This is a genomic window from Arthrobacter sp. SPT-J7, from assembly GCF_059089965.1.
Genome location: NZ_JBNHFF010000004.1, coordinates 229372 through 248626 on the forward strand (window position 1 = coordinate 229372; position 19255 = coordinate 248626).

General features: G+C 66.7%; 18 protein-coding genes. 12 read left to right on the plus strand and 6 right to left on the minus strand.

Annotated features, from left to right (window positions below; all coding sequences use genetic code 11):
• Positions 1-32 precede the first annotated feature (32 nt).
• The 3 genes from AC5RWX_RS08615 to AC5RWX_RS08625 are packed head-to-tail and all read left to right on the plus strand — an operon-like array spanning position 33 to position 2567.
• On the plus strand, positions 33-1064 hold the full coding sequence (locus AC5RWX_RS08615) for an amino acid ABC transporter permease (protein ID WP_493939422.1): 1032 nt from the start codon (positions 33-35) through the stop codon (positions 1062-1064).
• Positions 1065-1066: 2 nt separating this feature from the next.
• A complete protein-coding gene (locus AC5RWX_RS08620) occupies positions 1067-1810 on the plus strand; it encodes an amino acid ABC transporter ATP-binding protein (RefSeq protein ID WP_493944541.1) in 744 nt (247 codons plus the stop codon).
• A gap of 1 nt (position 1811) precedes the next feature.
• Positions 1812-2567, plus strand: a complete 756-nt coding sequence (locus AC5RWX_RS08625) for a type 1 glutamine amidotransferase (protein WP_493939420.1) — start codon at positions 1812-1814, stop codon at positions 2565-2567.
• A gap of 73 nt (positions 2568-2640) precedes the next feature.
• Here the strand turns inward: AC5RWX_RS08625 and AC5RWX_RS08630 are convergent, their stop codons facing one another.
• On the minus strand, positions 2641-3282 hold the full coding sequence (locus tag AC5RWX_RS08630; protein WP_493939419.1) for a TetR/AcrR family transcriptional regulator: 642 nt from the start codon (positions 3280-3282) through the stop codon (positions 2641-2643).
• Between the two features lie 102 nt (positions 3283-3384).
• Here AC5RWX_RS08630 and AC5RWX_RS08635 point away from each other — a divergent pair, with 102 nt between their 5' ends.
• Positions 3385-4428 carry an agmatine deiminase family protein gene (locus tag AC5RWX_RS08635; RefSeq protein ID WP_493939418.1) on the plus strand — a complete coding sequence of 348 codons (1044 nt, stop codon included), beginning with the start codon at positions 3385-3387 and terminating at the stop codon, positions 4426-4428.
• On the plus strand, positions 4428-6146 hold the full coding sequence (locus tag AC5RWX_RS08640) for an amidase (protein ID WP_493939417.1): 1719 nt from the start codon (positions 4428-4430) through the stop codon (positions 6144-6146). Before AC5RWX_RS08635 ends, AC5RWX_RS08640 begins: the two co-directional genes overlap by 1 nt.
• 37 nt (positions 6147-6183) lie before the next feature.
• Here AC5RWX_RS08640 and AC5RWX_RS08645 read toward each other — a convergent pair whose 3' ends face one another.
• Positions 6184-7077 carry a LysR substrate-binding domain-containing protein gene (locus AC5RWX_RS08645; protein WP_493939465.1) on the minus strand — a complete coding sequence of 298 codons (894 nt, stop codon included), beginning with the start codon at positions 7075-7077 and terminating at the stop codon, positions 6184-6186.
• A gap of 130 nt (positions 7078-7207) precedes the next feature.
• Between AC5RWX_RS08645 and AC5RWX_RS08650 the strand changes: the two genes are divergently transcribed.
• The gene (locus tag AC5RWX_RS08650; protein ID WP_493939416.1) at positions 7208-8548 is read left to right on the plus strand and encodes an MFS transporter; all 1341 of its coding nucleotides are present in this window, start codon (positions 7208-7210) and stop codon (positions 8546-8548) included.
• 84 nt (positions 8549-8632) lie between these two features.
• Positions 8633-10969 carry an arylsulfatase gene (locus AC5RWX_RS08655; RefSeq protein ID WP_493939415.1) on the plus strand — a complete coding sequence of 779 codons (2337 nt, stop codon included), beginning with the start codon at positions 8633-8635 and terminating at the stop codon, positions 10967-10969.
• Between the two features lie 62 nt (positions 10970-11031).
• Here AC5RWX_RS08655 and AC5RWX_RS08660 read toward each other — a convergent pair whose 3' ends face one another.
• On the minus strand, positions 11032-12012 hold the full coding sequence (locus AC5RWX_RS08660; RefSeq protein WP_493939414.1) for a formylglycine-generating enzyme family protein: 981 nt from the start codon (positions 12010-12012) through the stop codon (positions 11032-11034).
• Positions 12013-12090: 78 nt separating this feature from the next.
• Here AC5RWX_RS08660 and AC5RWX_RS08665 point away from each other — a divergent pair, with 78 nt between their 5' ends.
• A complete protein-coding gene (locus tag AC5RWX_RS08665; RefSeq protein ID WP_493939413.1) occupies positions 12091-12921 on the plus strand; it encodes a helix-turn-helix domain-containing protein in 831 nt (276 codons plus the stop codon).
• 9 nt (positions 12922-12930) lie between these two features.
• Here AC5RWX_RS08665 and AC5RWX_RS08670 read toward each other — a convergent pair whose 3' ends face one another.
• The 3 genes from AC5RWX_RS08670 to AC5RWX_RS08680 form a co-directional block, all read right to left on the minus strand.
• Positions 12931-13458 (minus strand): VOC family protein, encoded by a 528-nt coding sequence (locus AC5RWX_RS08670; RefSeq protein WP_493939412.1) that lies wholly within the window; start codon positions 13456-13458, stop codon positions 12931-12933.
• 178 nt (positions 13459-13636) lie between these two features.
• A complete protein-coding gene (locus AC5RWX_RS08675; protein WP_493939411.1) occupies positions 13637-14413 on the minus strand; it encodes a VOC family protein in 777 nt (258 codons plus the stop codon).
• An 86-nt stretch (positions 14414-14499) separates the two neighbouring features.
• Positions 14500-15090, minus strand: coding sequence for a TMEM175 family protein (locus tag AC5RWX_RS08680; protein WP_493939410.1), 591 nt, complete (start codon positions 15088-15090; stop codon positions 14500-14502).
• Between the two features lie 574 nt (positions 15091-15664).
• Here AC5RWX_RS08680 and AC5RWX_RS08685 point away from each other — a divergent pair.
• From AC5RWX_RS08685 to AC5RWX_RS08700, 4 genes are read left to right on the plus strand one after another with little or no spacing between them, the layout of a single operon-like run.
• Entirely contained in the window at positions 15665-16399 is a 735-nt protein-coding gene (locus AC5RWX_RS08685) for a PIG-L deacetylase family protein (RefSeq protein ID WP_493939409.1), read from the plus strand.
• The gene (locus tag AC5RWX_RS08690) at positions 16396-17091 is read left to right on the plus strand and encodes a 4-carboxy-4-hydroxy-2-oxoadipate aldolase/oxaloacetate decarboxylase (RefSeq protein WP_493939408.1); all 696 of its coding nucleotides are present in this window, start codon (positions 16396-16398) and stop codon (positions 17089-17091) included. The genes AC5RWX_RS08685 and AC5RWX_RS08690 overlap by 4 nt, the downstream gene beginning before the upstream one ends.
• The gene (locus AC5RWX_RS08695; RefSeq protein WP_493939407.1) at positions 17081-18250 is read left to right on the plus strand and encodes a 4-oxalomesaconate tautomerase; all 1170 of its coding nucleotides are present in this window, start codon (positions 17081-17083) and stop codon (positions 18248-18250) included. The genes AC5RWX_RS08690 and AC5RWX_RS08695 overlap by 11 nt, the downstream gene beginning before the upstream one ends.
• On the plus strand, positions 18247-19209 hold the full coding sequence (locus AC5RWX_RS08700; protein WP_494062762.1) for a VOC family protein: 963 nt from the start codon (positions 18247-18249) through the stop codon (positions 19207-19209). Before AC5RWX_RS08695 ends, AC5RWX_RS08700 begins: the two co-directional genes overlap by 4 nt.
• The last annotated feature ends 46 nt before the right edge of the window (positions 19210-19255 follow it).

The following is a 19255-nucleotide window of genomic DNA, read 5'->3' on the forward strand; positions in this document are numbered from 1 at the left end:
ACGCCAAGCCTGCCGATGCAACAAGTACGGTATTGCTGGCCGCCACCGTCGTCTTCATTTTGGCCCTCGGCCTAGCTGCCTACACCGCGGCGATGTTGAACGCGGCCGCGGTAGAAGGGCTCTGGACCATCATCCTGACCAGCGTCGGGGCCGTACTCGTGGCGCTGGCCCTTGTGACAGGAATCCCGCTCGTGCGCGGGCATCGTTACGCCAGGGCAGGTGCCGCGGCGCTGGGGGCCGGCGACCTGGTGGAGGGACGGCGCTTACGGTTCCGGGGAGCCAACTGTGGCTGGATCACGCTCGGTTCGTCGATGCCGGTCAGCATTGTCAGCGTCTTCGTGTTGTTCCTGCTGGCGAACGATCACGCAGTCCAGTCCACCTTCTTCGACATCTCCTTCATGGCGCAGAGCTTGGGCGACGTGGCCAAGGCCTTCACCAACAACATCATTATTGCCGTCACGGCTGAGTTGTTCGTCCTGATTTTCGGTCTGGTCATTGCCATCGCAAGGATGGCGCCCGGCCAGGCCGGCAGGCCCATCCGCTGGCTCGCGATGATGTACGTGGACGTGTTCCGCGCGATCCCATCGATTATCGTCATTTACCTCATCGGGTTCGGGCTGCCACTGGCCAACGTGCCGTTGCTCAGCGATATGAGTCCCATGTGGGCGGCGATCTTCGCGCTGACCTTGACCTACAGCGCGTATGTGGCCGAAGTCTATCGGGCTGGCATTTCAAGCATTCATTGGTCGCAGGTATCGGCGGCCCGGTCGCTCGGGCTCAGCTACGGCAAGACTCTGCGTTTCGTCGTTGTTCCGCAAGCGTTCCGGCGCGTGTCGCCGCCGCTGCTCAACGACTTCATCGGGCTGCAGAAAGATACCGCGCTCGTCACGATCATCGGAACGGTGGACGCATTCACGCAGGCTAAAACGTACGCCAGCAACTACTTCAACCTGTCATCGGTCACCGTCGTCGCGATTCTGTTCATCCTCATCACTATTCCGCAGACCCGGTTTGTTGACCGGCTCCTGGAGCAGGACGAGAAAAAACAGCGGCTGCAAGGATAATCATGCCCTTTCTTGAAATGAACAGCGTGGTCAAGGCCTATGGAGACAACATTGTCTTGCGCGGCGTCGACCTGCACATCGACAAACACGAGGTTGTCTGCCTCATCGGCGCTTCGGGTTGCGGAAAGTCGACCCTGCTGCGCTGCGTCAACGCGTTGGAAACAATCCAGGGCGGAGAAATCCATTTGGACAACGACGTCGTGTCCGGTGAAGGGATTGACGTCAATGCCTTGAGGCGCAGGGTGGGCATCGTCTTCCAGAGCTTCAATCTATTCCCCCACATGACGGCCCTGGACAACGTAACTCTCGCCCCGATCCGGGTATTGGGAGTGGCGAAAGCGGAAGCGGAGAAGCAGGCAAACGAACTGCTCGCGCGGGTGGGATTGGACCACAAGGCCAAGGCCTTTCCGGATCAGCTGTCCGGTGGCCAGCAGCAGCGGGTGGCCATCGTGCGCGCGCTGGCAATGAATCCGGACGTGCTGCTGCTCGATGAGATCACCTCCGCCCTTGATCCGGAACTAGTCGCCGAGGTGCTGAACATCGTCCGGGATCTGGCCAACGATGGACTGACTATCCTCATGGCCACCCACGAGATGTCATTCGCCCGGGAAGTCTCCAGCCGGGTGGCATTTCTCCATGAGGGGCAGGTCTTGGAGGTCGGGCCGCCCGAACAGATTTTCGGCAACCCGGCGGAACCCAGGACGCAGGAATTCCTGAAGAAAATCATTGCTGCAGGGAGGCTCTGAGATGTCCGCAGCCGCCGAAGGCGGCAGGCTCAAAATCCTCATCGTCGAGCACGAACGCAGCGCCGACGCAGCGCTGGTCGGCGAACGGCTGGCCCGGGCCGGGGTGGAAACGACCGTCGTGGGGCCGGAAACTGCGCACTCAGTGCCCACTTCCAGCGTTGGCTGCGACGGGATAGTCGTGCTAGGTGGCACGCCAGGACCCGTTGACGACGAGACCGCACCGTGGCTGCCTGGAGTCCGCGCCTTGGTGAAGGACGCCTTGGTAAGGCAGGTCCCGCTTTTGGGAATCTGCCTCGGCGCCCAACTGCTCGCCCATGTCGCCGGTGGACGAGTGGACACGATCGCCGCCGGACCGGAGGTCGGGCTTGTCGAGATGCACCTGACTCCCGAGGGGGCCGCCGATCCGCTGCTTCACGGCCTCGACGGACCGCTGCAGGCGCTCCAATGGCACTGGCTTGAAGTGGCCGTGCTTCCAACGGGATCTGTCGCCCTGTGCTCGAGCGACGGATGCCGCAACCAAGCGTTCCGGGTCGGCCCAAATGCTTGGGGCGTCCAATTCCATCTGGAAGCAGTCGCCCGCACGGCAAGTCAATGGAGCCTTGAGAGCGGGGACATTCTGGCTGATCTGGGCATAAACCCGGAGCCAGATATTATTGCGCGATTCACTAAAGCCGAACCGGCGCTCCGAGAACTGTGGTCGCTTGTCACAGACCGCTGGATCGAAGTGGTCCGCGACCACGCGCACGTGGACGCGTAACCAAGCTGTCCCGGAGTACGTGCTGGGGCCCCAGCACAGCCGTGGCGAAGGAAACTTCTGAACACGGCGCCGCTTATATGCCTGCAACTGGCGGAGCGGCTGGCAGCAATGACGACGAGGCTGCGCCCACCATCACCTCGACGGCGCGGGCGAGGTGGGTGTGGCGGTCTGCGACGCCGTTCCAGCGCACCAGGGCCTGGGCGTTCAGCCCATCGATCATGCCCAGGATCTGCCACGCCACGGATTCCGCATCCTGTGTGGTGAAGTCGCCGGATGCAACGCCGGCGGCAATCAGGTCCCGGACGACCGCCTGCCAAGCATCCATCTGGTCCCGCACGCTCACCGCCAGCGCCTCGTTGCGGCGGCCCAGCGACCAGGCCTCCACCCACACCGCCGTCACATCGAGGCGGTGTTCGTCGAGAAGGGTCTCGAGCAGCAGGCTAAGGCCCTGCCGCGGCGTCGGCATCCCGGCCACCAGCGCGGAGACCTCGTCGGTTTCCGCAGCAACAATGCTGGAGAATGTCGCGGCCACCAGCATGTCAACGGAGGGGTGGTAGTGCGCCACGAGGCCCGGGGCAACGCCGGCACGCTGGGCGACGTTGCGCAGTGTGATGGCGGAAAGTCCCTGATCCAAGGCGATGTTCCGGGCAGCTTGGGCGAGCTCCGCGGCGCGTTCGACCGGTGCTTTGCGCAGGGCTTGTCGGGTGTTTGACATCACAAACCAGTCTAAAGTACCTTGCTCGTTATTGATCAGTTGATCAATAACGATGCCGGCAGGAAGCAAGGCCTTCCGAGCGCAGCGACAACAGGGGGTTCCATGACGTGGCGCATGCCGGCGGAGACTGCGCCGCACGAGCGGACCTGGATGGCGTTTCCCCGAGAAGGGCTGACGCTGGGCGAGGACGCAGCCTCGGCCGAGGAAGCCTATGAAGCCTGGACCGCCGTGGCCCACGCCGTCGCTGAGTTTGAGCCGGTGGCCATGGTGGTGGACCCGACCGAACGGAAGCGTGCCGACCGCATGTTGGGCAGCGGAATCGAACAGCTCGAAGCGCAGTTGGATGAGTTCTGGATGCGGGACATCGGACCGACCTTCGTGGTCCACGATGCGCGTCCCGAGGTGCTCGGCGCGGTGGACTGGACCTTCAACGGTTGGGGCGCACCGGCCTGGGCCGAGTGGGAGAAAAGCCGCGAGATCGGGAGGTTCGTTGCGGCGCAGGCCAATGCCGCTCTGGTCACCTCCTTGCTGGTCAACGAAGGCGGCGCCATCCATGTTGACGGCGAAGGCACGGTGCTGGTGACGGAGACCGTCCAGTTGGACCCCGGCCGGAATCCGTATGCGGACAAGGAGAGGGTCGAAGCAGAACTGGCCCGCACCCTGGGCACCACCCACACCGTGTGGGTGCCGCGTGGACTGACTAGGGACTACGAGGACCTGGGCACGCGCGGCCATATCGACATGGTGGCTGCCCTGCCCGCGCCGGGACGGCTCCTGCTGCACAGCCAGAACAACCCGGCACACCCCGACTTTCAGGTGACCCGGTCGCTGAGGTCCTTCTTCGAGACCCAGGTGGATGCGGCAGGAAAACCTTTCGACATCATTGAATTGCCCGCGCCAGAGACGCTTCAGGACGACGGCGGGTTCGTCGACTGGAGCTACGTCAACCACTTGGTGGTCAACGGGGGTGTGATTGCCTGCGGTTACGGCGAGGAACGGGCGGATGCGCTTGCAGCCGAAATCCTTGCCGAAGCCTATCCCGGCCGCCGCGTGGTCACGGTGGATGCCCGGCCCATCCTGGCCCGTGGTGGCGGTATCCACTGCATCACTCAGCAGCAGCCCAAGCTCGGCGCAGCGGCGGCGTGATGGGCGCGTTCGACGTGGTGGAGGCCTCGATTGCGCAACTGCGCGAGGCGCTGGAGACCGGGCAGACAACCAGCGAGGAAATCACCCAGGCCTACCTGGCGCGCATTGCCGCCTACGACCAGTCCGGCCCCCGGCTGAACGCCGTCGTCGTCATGAATCCTGCGGCGCTCGCGGAGGCCCGCGCTTCGGATCAACGGCGCTTTAGCGGCGAAACGCACGGCCCGCTGGACGGAATTCCCTATACGGCCAAGGACAGTTATCTGGCCACAGGTCTCACCGCCGCAGCCGGCTCGCCCGCCTTCGAGCACTTGGTAGCCCAGCGCGACGCGTTCGCCATCGAACGCCTGCGCGCGGCCGGAGCCGTGCTCATCGGGCTGACCAATATGCCGCCAATGGCCAACGGAGGCATGCAGAGAGGCCTCTACGGGCGTGCCGAAAGCCCTTATAACGCCAACTTCCTCACCGCAGCCTTCGGGTCCGGTTCGTCCAACGGGTCCGGGACGGCGACGGCGGCAAGTTTCGCTGCCTTCGGACTTGCCGAGGAAACCTGGTCCAGCGGGCGTGCCCCGGCGTCGAACAACGGGCTCTGTGCCTACACCCCCTCACGCGGCGTCATTTCCGTGCGGGGCAACTGGCCGCTGGTTCCCACCATGGACGTGGTGGTGCCGCACACCCGCTGCATGGCCGACCTGCTTGAGGTGCTGGACGTTATCGTGGCGGACGACCCGGAAACGCGCGGCGACTTCTGGCGCGCCCAGCCCTGGATGCCCATCCCTGCCGCCTCGTCGGTCCGGCCCGACTCCTATCCCGGCCTTGCGCCCCGCGGACTGCAGCAGGCACGCCAGATGCTGCAGGGAAAACGCTTCGGCGTCCCGCGCATGTACACCAACGCTGACCCCGAGGCCGGCACCGGCGAACAGTCCGGCATCGGCGGTGCCACCGGGCAGCGGATCGAGACCCGGGCATCGGTCATCGAGCTATGGGAGGCCGCACGGCGGGACCTCGAGGCAGCGGGCGCAGAGGTGGTCCCGGTGGACTTTCCGGTCGTCTCCAACTATGAGGGCGATCGGCCGGGCGCCGCCACGATCGGCACCCGCGGGCTGGTCAGTCCCGCGTACCTGCGACGCGAAATCCTGGATCTCTCCGCGTGGGCATGGGAGGACTTCCTCGCGGCCAACGGGGACCCGGCACTCCATTCCCTGGCCGGCGTGGACGGTGCGCGGATTTTCCCGCACCCCGAAGGCGCCCTGCCGGACCGCTACGACAATTTCGACGACATAGCGGCTTATCCTGCGCATGTGCGGGAACACGGCGTCTTGTCCTTTACCGACATTCCCGATTTGGCCGAAGGACTCCGGGGACTGGAAGAGACCCGCCGGCTTGACCTGGAAATGTGGCTGGACCACCACAGACTGGACGCGGTCATCTTCCCTGCGGTAGCCGACGTTGGCCCCGCGGACATGGATACCAACGCGGCCGCGGCCGATCTTGGTTGGCGCAACGGCGTCTGGGTCGCTAACGGCAATCTGGCCCTGCGCCACCTCGGCATCCCTACCGTCACCGTGCCCATGGGCACGACGGCGGACATCGGCATGCCCGTGGGCCTCACCTTCGCCGGGCGCGCCTATGACGACAACACCCTGCTGGCCTTGGCGGCCGCCTTCGAAGCCACCGGTTCCCGCCGCACCGAGCCGCCGCGGACCCCGCGGCTGGGCTGAAAGCCTGGATCCGTTCCCTGGGATGGGGTGCGCCGTGTCAGGGAGCCGGCTCGGGGCGGGCCGCCTCGGCCTGGCGCAGCACCTCGACGGCAGCGGCAACCCGACGCGGGGGAGTGTGGCCGGCCGGCAGCAAGGCAACGATGGCGTTGCGGGCGTGCTTGTCGGCGATCGGCCGGTGCACCACCTGCAGCCCGTCAAAGGTTGTGCCGTCCACCGGAGGGCTGTTGGCGAACGAGTAGCCAAGGCCGCGGGCGACCATACTGCGGATGGTCTCCATGTTGGCGCTGGTCCAGCGCACGTTGAGTTCCAATCCGGCCTGGCGGGCCACGGTGGTCAGCCGTTCGATGGTCGGCGGAACGTCCAGCAGGATCGCAGGTTCGGCGGCGATGTCTTTCAGCTGCACGGCGGGCTGTTTCGCGAGCCGGTGGTCTTGCGGCAGTACCACCTGGAGCTGAATGTCCTTGATGGGCTCCCGGTGAAGATCGTCGTCGGCCTGCAAAGCGTAGACCAATGCGACGTCGAGCCGGCCTTCGCGCAAGCCTTCCTGAACGGCTCCCGCAGAGCTTTCGGTGAAGCGCAGGTCCACCTCCGGATGGTGTTTGGTGAAGTGCTCGGCAAGCGGCGGCACCAGCCGCGGCGAGAGCGTCTGGCTGCAGCCCACCCGCAGCGGGCCGCGGATCTGTCCCAGGTTGTCGGAGATGGACGCGGCCGCTTCGGTCACCCGTTCAAGCACCGCCCGGGCGTGTGCGGCGAACTCGATTCCTGCCGGCGTCAGCGCGACCTGGCGTGACCGGCTGCGCACCAGCAAGTCAGCTCCCAAGGACTTCTCGAGTTGCGCGATGGCCATCGAGGCAGCAGCCTGCGAGGCGTGGCAGGCCGCCGCTGCTGCGGTAACAGACCCGTGGTCCACCACGGCGACAAAGTATTCCATCTGTCTCAACGTCAGATCCGACATAAGCCCTCTTGATGCATCGTATTGGAACAATTGATTTTCTATATTATGTGTTCTGCAGCACACTTGAAGCAATCAGGCCCGACCCCAACCCTTCGAGGAGTTCCACGTGCAGCAAACCAGCAACACCAGCACGGCGGTAAAGGCTCCGGCAACGCAGCCGGAAGCAAAAGATTCGCTGAACACGCGGGAGATGCGGCGCATCCTCTCGTCAAGCTTCGTTGGCAGCGCCATCGAGTACTACGACTTCATCCTGTACGCCACGGCGGCGTCGATTGTCTTCGGGCACGTGTTCTTCGCCAATCTCGGCGATGGCTTCGCGCTCTTCGCCTCCTTCGCAACGCTGGCGGCCGGCTACGTGGCCCGCCCGCTGGGAGGCGTGGTCTTCGGCCACTTCGGTGACCGGATCGGCCGCAAGAAGATGCTGGTGCTTTCCATGCTGATCATGGGTGTGGCCACCATGATCATCGGCATGCTTCCGCCGACGGCACAGGTGGGGATCGCGGCCCCGATCGCTCTGGTCATCCTTCGTCTGGTCCAAGGCGTCGCGGTGGGCGGCGAATGGGGCGGCGCCGCATTGATGGCCCTCGAACACGCGCCGAAGACCAAGCGCGGCTTCGCCACTTCCTTCGCGAACGCCGGCGGACCCGCCGGTGCCATTCTGGCCACGCTGGTGGTCTCCGCGGTCTCGGCTGCCACCGGCGACCAGTTCCTGGAGTGGGGCTGGCGCATTCCGTTCCTGCTCAGCGCCGTCCTAATCGTCGTCGGCATGGTGATCAGGCTGAAGGTGGCCGAATCGCCGATGTTCGCCAAACTGGAGGACGCGAGCGAGAAGCGCAAAATGCCGCTTCTGGATGTGCTGCGGAACCACCCGAAGGCCGTGGTCCTGGCGCTCGTGGCCACGATGAGTTTCTACTGCTGCCAGGGTTTGCTCACCGTCTGGGGCGTCTCAGTGGCGGTGGAGAACGGTGTGGACCGCTCCGGGGTGCTGAACTGGAAGGCCGCCGGCGCGGTGATGACCCTGATCGTGACGTTCTGGGCCGCCCGGATGAGCGACCGCGTGGGCCGCAAGAAGATACTGGTGATCGGCGGCATTACCGGCATCGTCCTCGCCTACCCGCTGATCACGCTGATGGACAACGGCACCATGTGGGGCTTCGCGGTCGCCATCGTGGTGGGCAACGGCCTGGTCCAGGGGCTGCTGTACGGGCCGATCGGTGCCTTCGTTGCGGAGCAGTTCCCCACCCACGTGCGCTACACCGGCGCTTCGCTCGCCTACCAGGGAGCTTCGGTTCTCGGCGCCGGCTTCACGCCGATGATCGCCACCGGCCTGGTTCTCGCCGCCGGTGGAGGAATCACGCTCGTGGCAGCCTTCTGGGCCGTGGTCATCGCCGCGGGCACGGCGGCGGTTTTGATGACCCGCGAAAGCCACCGGGCCGAAATCGGCTGACCCGAACGCCGTTGCACTAACCCCAGCCGTCCACCGAAGCTGCTTTGCGGCGGGGTGGACGGCGGCACCACCGAAGGAAACACCATGAACGATCATCTCCACAGCGGGCCGCACCCGGTGCGCGACTACGCCGGGTTCGAAGGCACCGTTGCGCAGAAAGCCAGCGAGTCGGTCGCGGCGTGGAAGCCGGCCACGCGCGCCCGCGAAGGTGCGCCGAACGTTGTCGTGATGTTGATGGATGACATGGGCTACAGCGACATCGCCCCGTTCGGCGGCGAGATCGACACCCCGGCGCTGGCCGAGATCGCCGAGCACGGCTACCGGCTGGGCAATTACCAGACCCCGCCGATGTGCGCTCCGGCGCGGGCCGCGCTGCTGACCGGCATGAATCCGCACCGGGCAGGTTTTGCCTACGTGCCGCACATGGATCCGGGCTTCCCGAACTCGGCCATGGAACTGCCGGCGGATGCGCCGACGCTGGCGGAGAACTTCCGGGCGGCCGGGTACGCCACGTTCATGGTGGGCAAATGGCACCTGACGGTGGAGTCCAAGATGCACGACGCCGCGGAGAAGTCCTCGTGGCCGGTGCAGCGCGGCTTCGACCGCTACTACGGCTGCATGGACGGCTTCACCTCGCTGTTCCACCCGCACCGGCTGGTACGGGACAACAGCCAGGTGGTGGTGGACGAATACCCGGAGGACTACTACCTTACCGATGACCTGACCGACCAGGCGCTGGGGATGATTTCCGAGTTGCGCGGCAGCGACGCGGACAAGCCGTTCTTCCTCTACTTTGCGCACACCGCCGTGCACGGACCGGTCCAGGCCAAGGCTGCGGACATGGAGAAATACCGTGGCCGGTACGAGTCCGGCTGGGACCACATCCGGTCGCAGCGGTTCGCCCGGCAGGTTGAGCTGGGGCTGTTTCCGGAAGGCACCCGCTGCGCCCCGCGCAATACCGAGCCCGGCGCCGACGTGGTGCCGTGGGATTCGCTCAGTGCCGAACAGCAGGCGCTGTTCGCGCGCTACATGGAGGCCTACGCCGCAGCGGTGGACAACGTGGACCAGAACCTGCGCCGGCTGACGGACCACCTGAAGGCGCTGGGCGAGTATGAGAACACGATCATTGTGTTCACCTCGGACAACGGCGGCACGTCCGAGGGCGGCGACACCGGCACGCGCAGCTACTTCAGCCGTTTCTCCGCACCGCGCTCCGGGCTGCCCCAGGACTGGCAGCCGGACGTGCCGCGGGATCCGGAGCTGATCGGCGGCCCGCAGACCTACGTGCACTACCCGCGCGGCTGGGCCTACGCGTCCAACACCCCGTTCAGGATGTACAAAACCTTCCCGCATGCCGGCGGTGTCCGGGTGCCCATGCTGCTGTCCTGGCCTGCCGGCCTGCCCCGCACCGCGGACGACGACGGCGTCCGCCACCAGTTCGCGCACGCCGTGGACATTGGACCCACCCTGCTGCAACTGGCCGGCGTCGAGCCGCTGGCCGAGCGCAACGGGCTGCCGGCACGGGAAACCGACGGCGTGCCGTTCGGCAACTGGCTGCGGAATCCCGCGGAGGCGTCAAGGCATACCGTGCAGTACACCGAGCTCAACGGCCGCCGCGGTTACATCGCGGGGAGCTGGAAGGCGATTGCCCCGGAGCCCAACGGTCCCGGCTGGAAGCAGGACGGCTGGGAACTGTACGACCTGGCAGCCGACCCGACCGAGCTGGACAATGTGGCCGCGGAACATCCGGAGAAGGTGCGTGAGCTGGCGGCGAAGTGGGAGGCCGATGCCTGGTGGAACCAGGTCTACCCGCTCAACGACGACGGCTCGTTCAACCGCAACCGGCCGGCCAGCGAACTGCTCCTGGAACAGCCGGTGACGTTGTACCCCGGCGCGCCGACGCTGGAACGCTACCGCTCCGCCAAACTGGTCCGGCTGCGCTCCTTCACCATCGACGCGCAGGTGGAGATGGCGGACGGTGACGGCGGCGTGCTGGTGGCGCACGGCGACCAAGGCGGCGGCTACGTACTCTTCGTCGAGGACGGCCGGCTGGTCCTGACCTACAACGAATACGGCGAGGTCAAACGCATCGGCGCCCCGATCGAAGCCGGGCTCCATGAGATTCGGGTGGACTTTGCCGCGCTGCCCGACTTCAAGTGGGCGATCAGCCTGCAGGTCGACGGGCGTCAGGTGGCGGTCCTGCCCGAGGTCTTCCAGCTGACCGGAATGGCCCCGTTCGCCGGAATCAGCGTGGGCCTGGACCGCGGCGGCCCGGTGGACTGGGAGCTGTCCCGGCGGCACGGCTGCTACCGCTTCAGCGGACGGCTGCACCATGTCCGCTACACCCCGGGGCCCAAGGCAGACTACAACCCGGAACAGATCGTGGAACTGGACCGCGCGATGGTCGCCGCTTTCGAATAACGACGGCGGTGCCCGGCTGGCGGAGGCACGTCACCTGCCGGCGGCTGCTGCTGCCGACCTGCTCAGGCTGAGATGGTGCGGAAGCCGATGTTGCTGGCCGCCGAGTCCGGGGTGTTCTTGGAACGGGCCGCAACCCGGTAGCGGTTGCAGTACGAATCGTGGCACAGGAACGAGCCGCCGCGCATCACCCGGCCCTGCCCGATGGTGGGGCCGGGCGGGTTCTCCGCCGGGGACTTCCGGTAGTACTTCGGCAGGAACCAGTCGGCGCACCATTCCCACACGTTGCCGCTGGTTTCATAGAGACCAAAGCCGTTCGGCGGGAAGGTGCGCACCGGAGCCGGGCCGAGGAAGCCGTCGTCGAGCGTGTTGCTGGTGGGGAAGGTGCCTTGCCAGATGTTGCAGTGGTGTGTCCCGTCCGGCTGCAAATCGTTGCCCCACGGATAGCGTGCATGCTGCAGGCCTCCGCGGGCGGCGTACTCCCACTGGGCTTCGGTTGGCAGCGCCCGGCCCGCCCATGCGCAGTACGCCATCGCATCGTTCCAGGACACCTGGACCACGGGGTGGTCCGACACGTCCTGCCAGGACGATCGGGGCCCGTGCGGATGGGCCCAGTCGGCACCCCGGACCGTGACCCACCACTGCAGGCCCTCGGCTCGGCCCAAGATATCAGCGTCATCGGCGGCCACGAGCAGATGGAACACCGCCGAGTAGCCGTAGACCTCGGACTCGGTGCGGTAGCCGGTGGCCGCGACGAAACGATGGAACTCTGCGTTGGTCACGGCTGTGGCGTCCACCGTGAACGGGGACAGCGCTACCTCGTGGACCGGGCCTTCGCCGTCCTCCGGGTAGCCCTCGTCGAACGCGTCGCCCATCAGGAACCGGCCGCCCGGCAGCGACACCTGTTCGATGGTCCGCTCCCGCCGGTTTCGCTGAGCAGCATCGGCTTCCGCCGGTGCTCTGTGGCCGGTTCCCCCGACGACGGCGGCGGTGGACTCGGGTGCGGCGTCGAGGCCCGGACGGGCCGGGCCGTGGCAGCAAGACATGGGACTCCTTCGCAGGCACTTCCTTTCAGGATAGTGCCGGGCCAGACTGGGCAGGCCCTCCGCGGCTACGATCGCAACATGAGTGTGCGGCCGACCACGAAGGGGCACCTGACGCCGGGTGCCGGGTCAGTGGTGACCAGGTTTCCGGCGCGGGCGGATGTGGCTGCTTTCGTGCGTCAGGTCTGGATCCCGGAGTGGGCTCTGCCGCCGGGGGAGCAGGCTGAGCAGTTGGTGCTGGGCTATCCGGCCAGCAATGTGGTGGTGGAGCCTCACGGCGTCGCGGTCTACGGGCCGACCAGCCGGGCGTCCACCAAGGTGCTGGCCGGCAGCGGGTGGGCGGTCGGCGCGCTGCTGAAGCCCGCCGGCGTGCGCCTGTTCACCGAGCGGCCGGCGGAACTGCTGGACGCGGAAGCCCCGGTAGAGGCGGCTGCCCTGCACCGGTCGATCTGCGAGGTGATGGGAAAGCCGGGGGTGCCAGTCCGTTCCGGGGCGGCCGATTCCGCTGGGTACCGGGTCCGCGCTGCTGATCTGCTTCAGGATTACGTGCGGGCGCTCGCGGCCCACCGGTTCGACGACGGGATGTCCGACGACGCCGCGCTCGCCAACCGGATGGTGGAGCTGATCGACGAAGGCGACATCCGGTCGGCGCCGCAACTGGCCAAGGCATTGCATCTATCCGAACGCAGCGTGCAGCGGCTCGCGTCCCGCTACGTCGGGATGTCGCCCGTGCTGATGCTGCGTCGCCGCCGCTTGCAGGACGCCGCCGAGCGCGTCCGGGCCGAGCCGGCAACGGATCTCGGTGAACTCGCTGCCGAGCTCGGTTTTTCCGATCAGGCGCATTTGACCCGGGAGTTCCGCCAGGTGCTGGGCTTTACGCCGCGCCACTACCCGGGCTCGCCGGAGAAATAACCCGTCGGGTTAGGCTTCTCCGGCCGCCATCGACTCCGCCCATTCGGCCACGCGACGGTTGGTCTCTTCCGGCGACAGGTCCTCCACACGGGTCGTGATGGACCAGCGGACGCCGAAGGGATCGCGGATACTGCCGTACCGGTCGCCGGACACGAAGGTGTTCACGTCCTCGCGCAGCTTGGCGCCGGCCGCCACGGCACGCTCCACCGCGGCATCCACGTCCGAAACGTAGAGGCCCAGCGAGTAGCAGTCATTGTCGCCTTCGGGCGAACCGACCAGATGGTAAGCCGGATTGACCTCGCCGAGTTGCAGGCAACCGTTGCCGAAATCAAGGGTCGCATGAACGACGACGGGGTTGCCGTCCGGACCCGGCATATCTGTCCGGTCCAGCAGCTTGGCCCCGAAAACGCGGGTGTAGAAGTCGATAGCGCCCGCAGCGTCTGTGAGCGCGATGAACGGTGTCAAGGAAGTCATGCCGTGCGGGACTCCGTGGTCGGTGTATTCGCCGTGGGCGGGTTGCGTGGTGTTGGTCATCATTCCTCCAAGCTAGGTGCGCGGCCGGTGTCCGGTCTTGAAGATTTCCGCCACGCTGCGGGAACCGCACGAACACGGCGGCGCGCACATAGGGCCCGCGGCCAAGGCGGGCGCCCGACCGGCCGCCGGGCACCGCCGTCGTTATTAAACACAGTGGTGCCGTGTTGGGTGGGCGGCCGGATTACTGCCGAGGCAGGCTCTGCGCGACCAGGAATACGGTGCCGGTGGGGTCGGTCAGCGTGGCCATGCGGCCGAAGGGCGAGTCCTCGGCAGCTTGGACCACGCTGCCGCCCAGAGCCGTAGCCTTCTCGACGGCGGCGTCGGCGTCCTCCACCGCGAAGTAGACACGCCAGTGGGCGGGGACGCCTTCGGGCAGCCAGGCGCTGGCGTCCATGATGCCGGCTGTGGCGTTCTCGCCGGAGCCAAGGGTGGTATAGCGGAATTCGTCGGTGTCGCTTAAGACCTCGGTGTCCCAGCCGAAGACGTCCTCGTAGAACTTCACGGTGGCGGGGTAATCACGCGTGAAGAGCTCGTGCCACGCGGGGGCGCCGGGCTCGGCGGCCAATTGGTATCCGGTGTGGCCGGCGAACTCCCACAGGCCGACGGCTGCTCCGCCGGCATCGCCGATCAAGGCCATCTTGCCCTGCTCCGGAACCTCCATGGGCTCCATGTGGACCTGGCCGCCGTGGGCAGCGGCCGCCCGGGTGGCGGAGTCGATGTCCTCCACCCGCAGGTAGGTGGTCCAGACGTCCGGGTAGTCGGAGCCTTGGCTCTGCATGATGCCGGCAACCGCCTGGCCGTCCTTGAAGGCCATGGTGTAGCCGCCGTATTTTTCCTGGTCCCCGACCTCGTACGTCCAACCAAAAATTTCGGTGTAGAACTGCTTGGCCTTCTCCGGATCGGAGGTCATCAGGTCGACCCAGCAGGGGGCGCCGGGGCTGAAGGTGGGCTTGGGCATGGAGTGCTCCTGTTCAGCGGAAGTGTGGTGGAGACATGCGCGAGCTTACTCGGGGGCGCACCGCAGCGGCAATGGACATTGGCGCCTTAGTCTTCCTGTTCCTGCCGGGCCAGGAAGCGCTCCACCCTGCGGTCCGGAATCAGCCAGATGCACGCCACCACCGTGTAGGCGGCGATGCTGGCCAGGGGCTGCAACAACGCCAGAGCGATACCGAAAACGTAGATGGCAGGGGAGACCTTGGCTTTCCAGTCCCGGCCCAGCGCCTGCGCCAGTGCGCCGTCGTGGCCCTGCTGCCGGATAAGGCTGGTTTCCAGAAGGAAGTAGGCGAGGGCGGCCAGCAGCAGGTTGAACCCGTAGACCAACACGGGCACTGTGACGAAGCCCGTTTCATCCATCCACCGGGTAGTGAACGGGAACAGGGACAGCCAGAAGAGCAGGTGCAGATTCGCCCAGAGGACGGTGCCGTTGATCTTCCCGGCGAGATGGAGCATGTGGTGATGGTTGTTCCAGTAGATGCCCACGTAGACAAAGCTCAGCAGGTAGCTGAAGAATCCGGGGGCCTGCTCGAAGAGGGCCTGCCAGGTGGGTTCTCCGGGCACATGGAGTTCCAGCACCATGATGGTGATGATGATGGCCAGCACGCCGTCGCTGAAGGCTTCCAGCCGGCTCTTGTTCATGACGGAACGTCCATGCACGAAATCATCGTCGCCACATCCGCGGATGGGAAGTGCGGTGTCGGGGAGGTTCGCCGGGCTTCGTCATCTCGGCTTCGGGTCCGGACGTTGGGCACTTAGGGCGTGGAACGTGCGCTAGCAGGGCCTGCGTGCGGCGGCGGCGGGTGTCGGGCGGCATACGTGTACAGGATGCGCCACATTGCCGCGGAATGCATAGCGACTCTGCCGCTTGATGGATGGAGGACCCTGAGTTTGCAGCTCCCGCACGGTGTCGACCACCAGCGACCCTTAGTCTCCTCGGCCCAATGTGGCGCATCCTGTACGCCGGCAGTGGCCCGAGCAGGGTTCCCGCTCCCGGGCGCACCCTACTCTCCCGGACGCCGGTCGCCGCTCCCGGGCGCACCCCACCCTCCCGGACGCAGGTCCGCCGCTCCCGGGCGCACCCTACTCTCCCGGACGCCAGTCGCCGCTCCCGGCGTACCACACCACCCCACGGCAATCTGAAACCAGAATTGTTGACAATCTTGGTTTGCGGTGATTCACTTCACACACACCAGTCCGAGTGCAAGGAGAATTCGTGAACAACACCGAACCGGCTCTGCTGGTGGTCAGCGCCCATGCCGGCGACTTTGTCTGGCGGGCGGGTGGAGCGATCGCCGCCGCGGCGCAGCGGGGCGAGCGCGCCGTCGTCGTCTGCCTGTCCTATGGGGAGCGCGGCGAGTCCGCCAAAGCCTGGCGGGAGGGCAAGGGCCTGGAGGAGATCAAGGCGATCCGGCGCGAGGAGGCGGAGAATGCGGCGGTGGTGCTCGGCGCGGAGGTCCGGTTCCTGGATGCCGGCGACTACCCGCTGGTGCCCACCCGCGAACTGGTGGACCAGCTGGTCCAGATTTACCGCGAGGTCAAGCCGACGGTGGTGCTGACCCATCCGCTGGTCGACCCCTACAACGGGGACCACCCGGCCGCCGCGCGGATGGCGCTGGACGCACGCGTGCTGGCGCAGGCCATCGGCTACGACGCGCCCGGCGATCCGCTGGGCGCGCCGCCGGTGTTCTTTTTCGAACCGCACCAGCCCGAACAGTGCGACTTCAAGCCCAACGTGTTGCTGGACATCACCGAGGCCTTCGCCGCCAAGCGCAAGGCGATGGAGTGCCTGGCGGCGCAGCAGCACATGTGGGACTACTACACGGACCTGGCCACCCGGCGCGGCGTGCAGGTCAAGCGCAACGCCGGCCCCAACCTCGGCTTCCCCACCGACACCAAGGGCGAGGCGTACATGCGCTACTACCCGCAAGTGACCACCGAACTGGCATGAAAAACGTCATTGTCACCAACCCGCCTCGGGCCGAGCTGGCCGCTGTCGATGCGCTCGCCGGCTTCGGCGTGGCCACGGTGCACGAGGCGATGGGCCGCACCGGCCTGGCCGGCCCGCAGTTCCGGCCGATCCAGTCCGGGGTCCGGGTGGCCGGCACCGCCGTGACCGTGCTCTGCTGGCCCGGCGACAACCTGATGGTCCACGCGGCCATCGAACAGTGCAAGCCCGGGGACATCCTGGTGGTGACCACTACCTCCGAATGCACCGACGGGCTGTTCGGCGAGCTGTTCGCCACCGCGCTGCAGTACCGCGGGGTGCGCGGCGTGGTCACCAGCACCGGCATCCGCGACGTCGCCGAACTGCAGGCAATGGGCTTCCCGGCATGGTCGGCGGCCGTGCACGCGCAGGGCACGGTGAAGGCCAGCGCCGGGGCGGTCAACGTGCCCATCACCCTGGGCCGGATCACGGTGCGGCCCGGCGACGTGGTGCTGGCCGACGACGACGGCGTGGTCTGCGTGCCGCGGCTGGACGTCCCGGCCGCGATCGAGGCATCGAAGGCGCGCGAGGCCAAGGAGGAGAAAACCCGGTCGGTGTTCCGGGAGGGGACGCTGGGCCTGGACTACTACGGTCTGCGGCCGCTGCTGGAGAAGCTCGGCGTGCAATATGTGGCGGCTGAGGACTATGACGGCTGATCACGACGGCGGCACCCGGGTTCCGCGCGCGGGGTCGTCTTCCGGCGGGCCCCGCAACAACGACGACGGCGTGCGCTGCCTGCTGATGCGCGGCGGCACCTCCAAGGGCGCCTACTTCCTGGCCGACGACCTGCCAACCGACCCGGCCGAGCGGGACGACCTGCTGCTGCGGATCATGGGCAGCCCGGATGCCCGGCAGATCGACGGCATCGGCGGGGCGCACCCGTTGACCAGCAAGGTGGCGGTTGTTTCCCCGTCGACCGATGCCGCCACGGACGTGGACTACCTGTTCCTGCAAGTGGCCGTGGAGGAGGCCGCCGTCACGGACAGCCAGAACTGCGGCAACATCCTCGCCGGCATCGGCCCCTTCGCCGTCGAACGCGGACTGGTCCCGGCGCAGGAAAGCACGACGTCGGTGCGCATCCGGATGGTGAATTCGGACAGCATTGCCACGGCAACTTTCGCGACGCCCGCCGGCCGGGTGGACTACCGCGGGGACGCGGCCATCGACGGCGTGCCCGGCACGGCGGCGCCCATCACCTTGGACTTCGCCGACACCGCCGGCTCCTCGACCGGAGCCCTGCTGCCCACCGGCCACACCAAGGATGTGGTGGACGGCGTCGAGGCTACCTGCGTGGACAACGGCATGCCGTCGGTCCTGATGCGGGCCTCCGACCTGGGCGTGTCCGGCTACGAGAGCCCGGCCGAACTGGAAACCAACACCGAACTGGCCGGCCGGCTGGCCCGGATCCGGCTTCAGGCCGCCAAGCTGATGGGCATGGGCGATGTCTCCGGTAAGACGGTGCCCAAGCTGGTGCTGCTCGCGCCGCCGCGCAACGGCGGAGCGGTGGCCACCCGCAGCTTCCTGCCGGTACGCTGCCACACCTCCATCGGCGTGCTCGGCGGCACCACCGTGGCCGCCGGCATCCAACTGCCGGGCGCCGTCGGACATGAACTGGCACGGCTGCCCGCGGAGGGCGGACCGCTGCGGCTGGAGCATCCCACCGGCTTCCTGGACGTTGGCGCCGACCTGGAAGAGGGGCCGGCCGGCATCACCACCAAGTCCTCCACGGTGCTGCGGACAGCGCGAAAGCTGTTCGACGGCACCGTTTTTCCCCGCGAACACACCCACCAGCACCCACGTGAAGGATCAGCATGAAACCCCACCACCGCGATATCGCCCATCTCGGCAACATCGAGCTCTTCACGGACAAATTCGACGAGAGTTACTGGTTCTTCAACGACCTGCTGGCCATGCGCGAAGTCGGACGCGCCGGCGATTCGGTCTTCCTCCGCACTTGGGACGACTACGAGAACTGGAGCATCAAGCTCACCCCGCGCGCGGCCTCCGGCGTCGGACTGGTCGCGCACCGGGCGGCGTCCCCTGAGGCACTGGAACGGCTGGTCGCTTCGATTCAGGACGCCGGACTCGGCGGGGACTGGCAGGACGGGGAATTCGGCGTCGGCCCGTCCTTCCACTTCACCGACCCGGACGGGCACCCGATGTCCGTCTACTACGAGACCGAGTGGTACCAGGCCTCGGACGACAAGCCGGCGCTAAAGAACCAGGCCTCCCGCTTTCCCGGCCACGGGGTCAACGCCCGGCGGCTGGACCACATCAACTATCTGGCCGCCAACGTGGAGGAGAACGCCAAGTTCTCCGCGGAGGTCCTCGGCCTGAAGGACAGCGAACTGATCCGGCTGGACAACGGACGCACCGCGGCACACTGGTTCCGGTTCGGCCAGAAGTCCTACGACCTGGTCTACTCCGCGGACAACCTGGGCGCCTCCGGGCGGCTGCACCACATCGCCTTCGCCCCGGACACCCGGGAAGACATCCTCAAGGCCGCCGACATCTTCCTGGAGAACGGCATCCACATCGAGTCCGGCCCGCACAAGCACACCATCAACCAGACGTTCTTCCTCTACGTCTACGAGCCGGGCGGCAACCGCATCGAGTTTGCGAACGCCGGGGCGCGGCTGCTGCTGGCACCGGACTGGGAACCGGTGGTCTGGAGCGAAACGGAACGCAAGAAGGGCCAGGCCTGGGGGATGCAGACCATCTCCACCTTCCACACCCACGGCACGCCGCCGATCGATGTGCCGGACGAGCACTGAACACCGGGAGGCTACGTTATTGACAGCAACTGTGTCAGCACACTAA